Annotated in this window: 9 protein-coding genes; 4 read left to right on the top strand and 5 right to left on the bottom strand. The window is 70.1% G+C overall.

Annotated elements, in window-relative coordinates; translation table 11 throughout:
* Positions 1–479: adenosine kinase (locus RDU12_RS09495; RefSeq protein WP_308684511.1), on the bottom strand; the 479-nt coding region annotated here is incomplete at its 3' end.
* A 131-nt stretch (positions 480–610) separates the two neighbouring features.
* Here RDU12_RS09495 and RDU12_RS09490 point away from each other — a divergent pair.
* Both RDU12_RS09490 and RDU12_RS09485 read left to right on the top strand, forming a co-directional pair.
* Positions 611–1,321, top strand: coding sequence for a hypothetical protein (locus RDU12_RS09490; protein WP_300290253.1), 711 nt, complete (start codon positions 611–613; stop codon positions 1,319–1,321).
* The gene (locus RDU12_RS09485; protein ID WP_300290254.1) at positions 1,318–2,187 is read left to right on the top strand and encodes a RimK family alpha-L-glutamate ligase; all 870 of its coding nucleotides are present in this window, start codon (positions 1,318–1,320) and stop codon (positions 2,185–2,187) included. The genes RDU12_RS09490 and RDU12_RS09485 overlap by 4 nt, the downstream gene beginning before the upstream one ends.
* Here the strand turns inward: RDU12_RS09485 and nth are convergent.
* Positions 2,184–2,939 (bottom strand): endonuclease III, encoded by a 756-nt coding sequence (gene nth, locus RDU12_RS09480; RefSeq protein WP_300290255.1) that lies wholly within the window; start codon positions 2,937–2,939, stop codon positions 2,184–2,186. The two genes, RDU12_RS09485 and nth, sit on opposite strands and share 4 nt — an antisense overlap.
* 61 nt (positions 2,940–3,000) lie before the next feature.
* The gene (locus RDU12_RS09475; protein ID WP_300290256.1) at positions 3,001–4,026 is read right to left on the bottom strand and encodes a PAS domain S-box protein; all 1,026 of its coding nucleotides are present in this window, start codon (positions 4,024–4,026) and stop codon (positions 3,001–3,003) included.
* A 207-nt stretch (positions 4,027–4,233) separates the two neighbouring features.
* Here RDU12_RS09475 and RDU12_RS09470 point away from each other — a divergent pair, with 207 nt between their 5' ends.
* The gene (locus RDU12_RS09470; protein WP_300290257.1) at positions 4,234–4,989 is read left to right on the top strand and encodes a creatininase family protein; all 756 of its coding nucleotides are present in this window, start codon (positions 4,234–4,236) and stop codon (positions 4,987–4,989) included.
* A 20-nt stretch (positions 4,990–5,009) separates the two neighbouring features.
* The gene (locus RDU12_RS09465) at positions 5,010–5,513 is read left to right on the top strand and encodes a phasin family protein (RefSeq protein WP_300290258.1); all 504 of its coding nucleotides are present in this window, start codon (positions 5,010–5,012) and stop codon (positions 5,511–5,513) included.
* 115 nt (positions 5,514–5,628) lie between these two features.
* Here the strand turns inward: RDU12_RS09465 and RDU12_RS09460 are convergent, their stop codons facing one another.
* Positions 5,629–7,086 (bottom strand): AMP nucleosidase, encoded by a 1,458-nt coding sequence (locus RDU12_RS09460; RefSeq protein ID WP_300290259.1) that lies wholly within the window; start codon positions 7,084–7,086, stop codon positions 5,629–5,631.
* 46 nt (positions 7,087–7,132) lie between these two features.
* Positions 7,133–7,972 (bottom strand): alpha/beta hydrolase (locus RDU12_RS09455; RefSeq protein WP_374990206.1); only part of this gene is annotated, 840 nt, incomplete at its 5' end.

The raw sequence follows: 7,972 nt of genomic DNA, 5'->3' as shown, positions 1-7,972 counted from the left end.
ACGATGGCCGAGGCCCCGATCAGGTCGGCGTCGATGTCGTCCACCGACAGCTGGTTGGCGGCGCCGAGGAAGGTGCACATGGTGCGCTGGCCATCGGGGGTGACGTTGATCATGCAGACCCCGGTGGCGAGACCGGCGGCGGCCCCGTCCGCCAGCGGCGGGGTGGCGAACCGCACCCCGACGGCGTGGATATCATGGGTGAACACCCCGCCCAGCTGGTCGTCGGCGACCTTGCCGATATAGGCCGCGCGGCCGCCGAACGAGCCGACGCCGGCGACGGTGTTGCCGGCCGAGCCGCCCGAGGCCTCGACCCCGGCGTTCATCGCCGCATAGAGGGCGGCGCTGCGTTCGGCGTCGACCAGCTGCATCGAGCCGGCGGTCAGGCCCTGGGCCTCGAGAAAGGCGGGGTCGCAAGGGGCGAGGACGTCGACGATGGCGTTGCCGACGGCGCAGACGTCGTAGGAGGAGGGCTGGGTCATGGACGCGGCCATAGCGGGCGGGAGCCGACATGGCCAGAGCCGCGCAGCCTTCGCCGCCACCTTGCGGAAGCTTCACTTGAGCGGCGCGTCCGCGCCGGGCAAATGGTCGGACCGCCCCGCTGGAGATTCCCGTGCTGAGCCTTCTGATCGCCCTCGCCCCCGCCCTGGCGCAGGGTCCCACCGCCGTTCCCGACGGCGCCCGGCTGGCCGACAGCCGCACCTGCTACACCCTGAACATGAACCGCGACGGCGTCAGCCGCCCGGTCGGGGTGACGTGGCAGACCGTGAAGCGCGCCGAGCGCAATGGCCGCCCCGTGCTCGAGATCGTGGTCCACCAGTCGATGGGCGGCGGCGCCTTCGACATGCGCGACGAGTTCGTTCTCGACGCCCCGACCTTGCGGCCGCTGTCCGTGATCAACCGCCGCAAGGGCGAGATGCATGTCCGTGTGGACTATGCCGACGACCGGATCACCGGCGAACGGATCGAGGACGATGGGGCCGTCACCCCGATCGACGCGCCGCTGGCCGGCCCGGTGTGGGAGGGCAATCTGTTCGGCCTGACCTTCGCGGCCCTGCCGCTGGCCGAGGGCGCGGCGTTCAGCCTGCCGTACTGGCAGTACGACAAGGGCTTCGGGCGCTTCTCGATCCGGGTGACCGGCTCCGAAACCGTCGAGACCGCCTCGGGACCGGTCGAGGCCTGGGTGGTCGAGGCGGCCCCCGGCGAAGACCCGCCTCTGAGATATCTGATCGGCAAGGCGGACCATCGCGAGCTGGCCTACAGCGCCGCGCAGGGGTCGCAGACCCTGGGCGGCGACTGCTCGGCGATCGAGGGCGCCCAATGACCCGTGTCGCCGTCCTGACCCCCGATCCCGCCGACGCCTCCTACGCCGGCCAGTGGCCCGGAGTGCTGGAGCGCCTCGCCGGAGCCCTGGCCCCGTCCGGGATCGAGGTCGAGCCGACGCCGTGGACCGATCATGTCGAGGACGCCTCCGGCCTGGCCGGGTTTCCGCTGGTCCTGCCGCTGATCGTCTGGGGCTATCATCGCGACCACGCCCGCTGGATGCGCGCCTGCGCGACCTGGGCGGCGGCGGGCGTGCCGATGCTCAATCCGGCCGAAGTGATCGGCTGGAACTCGGACAAATCCTACCTCGGGCGGCTGGCCGACAAGGGCGTGGCGATCCCGCCGACCCTCTGGGTCGACGGCCCGACCCAGGATGACGTCGACGCGGCCTTCGACCGGTTCGGTTCGGACGTGCTCATCGTCAAGCCGCGCGTCTCCGGCGGCGCGTGGAAGACCCTGCGCCTGTCGCGGGGCGAGCCGCTGGCCGACGCGCCCGACGGCCCGGCGATGATCCAGCCCTATCTGCCGTCGATCGAGACCGAGGGCGAAACCTCGCTGCTGTTCTTCGGCGGCCGGCTGAGCCATGTGGTCAACAAGCGGCCGATCACGGGCGAGTTCCGCATCCAGGTCCAGTTCGGCGGCCAGTACGCCGCCCTGCCCGAACCGCCCGCCGGCGCCCTGGCCCTGGCGGAGCAGGCTCTCGCCGCCATCGACGAAGCCCTGCTCTACGCCCGCATCGACATGGCCCGGGGCCCGGACGGCCAATGGCTGCTGATGGAGGCCGAACTGATCGAGCCCGACTTCTACCTGGGCTCCGCGCCGGAGGGTGGGGCGCGGTTCGCGGAGGCGGTGAAGGCGCGCCTCTAAATCGCCTCGCCCAGCGCCTGAAGCCCCGCCCGCGACGGGCACAGGTCGCTGATCACGCAGGCGCTGCATTTCGGCTTCCGCGCCGTGCAGACATACCGCCCGTGCAGGATCAACCAGTGGTGCGCCTTGGGCAGCCAGTCCTCCGGCACGATCCGGTGCAGCTGGGCCTCGACCTTGTCGGGGGTCCCGGCGTTGGCCAGCCCCAGCCGGTGCGAGACGCGGAATACGTGGGTGTCGACCGCGATGGCCGGCTCGATCCCGAGCTCGTTCAGCACCACGCTGGCGGTCTTGCGCCCCACGCCGGGCAAGGCCTGAAGCGCGGTGCGGGTCATCGGCACCTCGCCGCCGTGCTGCTCCAGCACGAGGCGGCTCAGGGCGATGACGTTGCGCGCCTTGCCGCGATACAGGCCGATCGACGAGATGAATGGGATCAGCCCCGACTCGCCCAGCGCCAGCATCTTCTCCGGCGTGTCGGCGACGGCGAACAGCCGGTCCGTCGCCTTGTTGACCGCGACGTCGGTGGCCTGGGCCGACAGGGCCACGGCGACCACCAGGGTGAAGGGGCTGGAGAAATTCAGTTCGGTCTTTGGATCGGGCATGACCCGCGCCAGCCGCTCGAAGATCGCCTCGACCCGGTCCTCGTCCGGCGGCCAGCCCAACACCGGGACCACGGCGCCGGTCATCACGGCGGGGCGTTTGGGGGCGGGCTCGGCGGCCCGGAGGCGAGGTTTGGAAGTCGCGGGTCTGGCCATGGGCTTCGTCGATCAGGCGGGCGTCGCCAGAACGACCAAGGTCGGGTTTCGGGGGCCGGGGTCAAGCCCGCGTCCGCGCCTGATCCTGCCGATCAAGCTCCACCATGGTCCTCGGCGCCGTGATCCGGCAGGTCAGTCCTTCCGGGCGGTAGTCCATGGCCACGTCGGCACGAAGGGCCTTCGCCACGACCTGGGTGATGAGACGCGTGCCGAAACCCTGGCGGGTCGGCGGGGTCACGGGCGGCCCTCCGGTTTCCCGCCACTGGATGACAAGCAGGGCCTTGTCCCCCTTGCCCTTGAAGGCGGACATCACCTCGACGCACCCCCCGGCATGGCTCAGCGCGCCGTATTTCGCCGAATTGGTCGCCAGTTCATGGACGGCCAGAGCGAGCATCTGGGCCGCCCTCGGCCCCAGCGACACGAGCGGCCCTTCAATCCTCACGTTCGTTCCGGCCGGGGTCTGGTACTGCGCCAGCTCCGCCAGCAAAAGCGCGCTCAGAGCGGCGCCCTCCTGCGCACCCAGTCCGAGGGCGCCTTGGGTGGCGGCCAGGGCCTTCAGCCTTCCCAGCAGCGACTCCTTGAACGTTTCCATGTTCACGGCGTTCGCGGCGCTGATCGTGACAATGGAGTTCACGACCGAGAGCACGTTCCTCATCCGGTGCTCAAGTTCGCGGGCCAGCGCCTCGCGCAGTTCCTCCAACGCCTTGCGCTCGGTGATGTCCCGAAGCACTACGGTCAGGATCGTCCGGCCCTCGATGGTCTGGCGCGACACCATGGCCTCGGCCGGAAACTCCTCGCCGCTCTTGCGGCGGCCCCGGACCTCCCGGCGATGGCCCATGAGCCGCTTCCTGGCGCCGTCCCTCGAGGCGAAGCTTCGCACCTGGTGCACGTGCTCCGCGCGGTCGCCCGGCGGGAGCAGCATTTCCACCGGCTGGCCGATCACGTCGCTCGCGTCGTAGCCAAAAGCCTGCTCGGCCGCCCGGTTGAAGACCAGAATGCGGCCGTTCTCGTCCGTGCAGATCACGGAATCGGCGACGAGCGCCAGGACGTCGATGTTCAGAGCAGGGTGAAACCCTGGCGGCGCCAAGCGAGCTGGGTCCTGCATCCTCCGCCCCCCATCCCCTTCAATGCAGGGTAGCGGATTCCGGCGCGGGAGTCATTGTGGCGCCCCTCAGGGGCCCGGCGCGCACGATCGGGCTCCGGACCGTTTCCCCGACACCCTCCATGGCGGCAAGGGTTGGCGCGGGCGGCGCAGGGGTTTAGGCAGCCCCGGTCTGTTTCCGGAGTTTCCCCCATGCTGATTCACCTGTCGTCCTGGCCCGAGATCGATGCGCGGCTGCAGACCGTGAAAACGGTGGTCGTGCCGATCGGCTCGAACGAGCAGCACGGGCCGACCGGCCTGCTGGGCACCGACTGGCTGTGCCCCGAGATCATCGCCCACGCGGCGGAGAAGCAGGATGAGTCTCTGGTCGTGGCCCCGACCTTCAACATCGGCATGGCCCAGCATCACCTGGCCTTCGCCGGCACCATCAGCCTGCGCCCCTCGACCTTCATGGCCGCGATCACCGACTGGGTCTCGTCGCTGAGCCGGCATGGCTTCGAGCGGATCTATTTCCTCAACGGTCACGGCGGAAACGTCGCCACCATCGAGGCGACCTTCGCCGAGATCTACGCCGACTGGTCCTTTGTCGAGGAGCAGCCGCCGTTCGTGCTCAAGCTGAAGAACTGGTGGGACCTGCCGGGCGTGCACGGCTTCTGCACGAAGATGTTCCCGACCGGCCACGGCATGCACGCCACCCCGTCCGAGATCGCCGTCACCCAGGCCGCCTACCCTGAACGGGTCAAGACCGCCGAGCTGGATCCGAAGATCGCCCCTGTGGGCCCGATCCGCGACGCCCTCGACTACCGCGCCCGCTTCCCGGACGGCCGGATCGGCTCCGATCCGCTGCAGGCCAGTCCGGAGAAGGGCCGGCAGATCATCGACGCCGCCGTGCCGGCCCTGCTGAAGGACGTCGCCGACTTCGCCGCCGAGGTCTTGCCGCAGCCCTGATTGCGGCCCAAGGCTGGCGCATGACCCAGTTCGACAAAGCTCTCAAGACCGGCCGCCGCCTCAATCGCGACGGGGCCCGGGCGACCCGCACGGCCCTGTCCGGCGGGGAGATGCTGCAGGCCGCCGGCGACGTCATCAACGCCCGGCTGGAGATCATGGCCGCCGGCCTGGCCGATCCGCGCAAGATCGACCTGACCGAGATGTCCCTGATGAGCACCGAAAAGGTCGAGGCCCTGTCCGCCTCGGCCTCGGCCATGGCGAAGACGTTCGGCGACATCGGCGGCCGCCTCGGCTCCGGCGTCATGACCGAGGCCGGACTGGCCTCGAAGGCGGTTTCGGCCATGGCCGCCGCCGGCACGCCCGCCGCGGCGATGCAGGCGCAGTACAGCTACGCCGTCGGCTGGTGGAGCCGGGCCGCGAGCCAGATGCTGACGCTCAACAGCGAACTGCTGAAGGGCCAGGCCGAGGCCCTGCGGCCCATCCACGCCACCGCCGTCGCCAATGCGAAGCGGCTGAAGAAGTAGGCGACGACCGCATGTAACGGATGTCGAGGTTGTCGCCGGTTTTGTCGACGATGTCGCGGGCCGCTTGTCGCGCTTGTATCGCCCCGAATGTAGCGGGCGGCTGCAACCGGAAATTCTACCGGAACGGCGGCTCGTCGAAGGCCCTGAGCTTGCGCGAATGCAGGCGCGAGCCTTCCGCGCGCAGCAGGTCGACGGCCTGGATGCCGATCTGCAGGTGCTCCGAGATCGAACCCTCGTAGAAGCGGTTGGCCTGGCCCGGCAGCTTGATCTCGCCGTGCAGCGGCCGGTCCGAGACGCACAGCAGGGTCCCGTAGGGCACCCGGAAACGATAGCCCTGGGCGGCGATGGTGGCGCTTTCCATGTCGATGGCCACGGCCCGGCTCTGGTTGAAGCGCTGGGCCGATTTCGAATAGCGCAGCTCCCAATTGCGATCGTCGGTGGTCACCACCGTGCCGGTGCGCAGGCGGCGCTTGACCTCTTCGCCCGGGGCGCCGGAAACCATCTTGGCGGCGTCGTAGAGGGCGCGCTGGACCTCGGCGATCGACGGGATGGGGATGTCGGGCGGCAGCACCGCGTCCAGCACATGGTCGTCGCGCAGATAGGCGTGGGCCAGGACGTAGTCGCCGATGATCTGGCTGTCGCGCAGCCCGCCGCAGTGGCCGATCATCATCCAGGCGTGGGGCCGGGTCACGGCCAGGTGGTCGCAGATGGTCTTGGCGTTGGACGGGCCGACGCCGATGTTGACCAGGGTGATGCCGTTCCAGCCCGGCGCGGTCAGGTGATAGGCCGGCATCTGGTGCTTCTTCCAGGCCGCATCCATCACCGCCTGTTCGGGATTGGGGGTGTCGCGGGTGATCACCACCCCGCCGGCGCACGACAGCGTCTCATAGGGGCTGTCCGGATCGGCGAGCTGGGCGCAGGCCCAGCGCACGAACTCATCGACGTACCTGTTGTAATTGGTGAACAAAATATAGGACTGCACGTCCTCCACCGGGGTCCCGGTGTAGTGGCGCAGCCGGGCCAGGGAGAAGTCGGTGCGCAGGCCGTCGAACTGGGACAGGGGGAAGTCGCGGCCCGGCGCGAACAGGCCGTCGGAGATCTCGTCCCCGATATGGGCCAGGTCGGTGGTGGGGAAGTAGCGCGCCACGGCGGCGGTCTGGCTGCGGTCCAGCGTCACGTCCGACCCGTCCATCACATAGGGGAAGGGAATCTCCTGCTCCGACGGGCCGACGTCGAAGGTGGCGCCGTAGTCGGACTCGAGCAGGCCGAGCTGCTCGGTCAGATAGGGGCGGAACAGCTCCGGCCGTGTGATGGTGGTCGAATAGACGCCCGGGCGCGAGATGCGGGCGTAGGCGCGGGTAGCCAGATTGGCCGGCCGCTCGCCGAACCAGCTGACCTTGAGCTCGGGATAGGAGAACAGGCCCCGCGCGCGCGCCTCGGGATCGGGCCTTTGGCCGGTGGCCAGAAAGGTCCGCACCGCCTCGCGCAGATTGGCCACGGCCTGGTTGTAGAGGGTTTCGAGGCGGTCCAGCGCCTCCGGGCCGCTCAGGGCCGAAATATTCGTGTCTGTCATGGCCTCCGATAACGGAAGAAGATGACAATGGCGAGGCTTGAGCGCTTCAGGCCAGCTCGCGCCGCAGGAAGCCGCTGACGTCGTCCAGCACCGGCGCCTTCTTGCGGAACAGCGGCGAGAAGGTCGCGATCAGGTCGGCATGGTTCAGGCCCGGGTAGAGGGTGGCCTCGCAGCGCCCGCCGGCCGCGGTCATGCGCTCGCACAGGATGGTCGCATCCTCGGCATGGACGACGTCGTCCTCGGTCCCGTGGCCCAGCCACAGGGGCGGGGCGTCCGGGCGCACGAAGGTGACCGGCTGGGTCAGGGTCAGGTCGGGGGCCCGGCCGAAGGCGTTGATCGAGGCCGGAACGTCGAGCGGCAGGAAGTCGTACGGCCCCGCCAGCCCCGCCGCCGCCCGGATCAGGCCGGGCGCGCCGGCCGCGGCCATGTAGCGGCGGTCCAACGCGATCATCATCGCCAGATGAGCCCCCGCCGAATGGCCGAGGACGCCGAGCCGTCCCGGATCGCCGCCCCAGGACGCGGCCAGTTCGCCCGCCCGCGCCGTCGCCGCCGCCGCGTCCTCGATGAAGCCGGGGAAGCGCACGGTCGGGACCAGCCGATAGTCCGGCACGGCGACGACGAAGCCCCGCGCCGCCAGCGCATGCGCCGCCCAGCCGTAGTTGGCCCGGGAACCGGAGTCCCAGCCGCCGCCATAGAAGAACACCAGCATCGGCCATGGCTGCGCCGGCGCGGCCGTCGGGCCCAGCACGTCCATCCTCTGACGCGGATCGTCGCCGTAGCGGACGCCGCTCGCCAGTCGCCGCGCGCCGCCGTCGCGCGGACCGAGCGCGTTGAACGCGGCCAGCGGCGAGCAGGCGGCCGCGAGGGCGGCGGCGGCGGGAACCAG

Origin of the sequence: Brevundimonas sp. (assembly GCF_031082345.1) — a bacterium.
In the GTDB taxonomy this organism is placed as follows: Bacteria; Pseudomonadota; Alphaproteobacteria; order Caulobacterales; family Caulobacteraceae; genus Brevundimonas.
The sequence above is the reverse complement of the archived record's forward strand: the minus strand, read 5'-3'. Positions and strand labels throughout refer to the sequence as shown.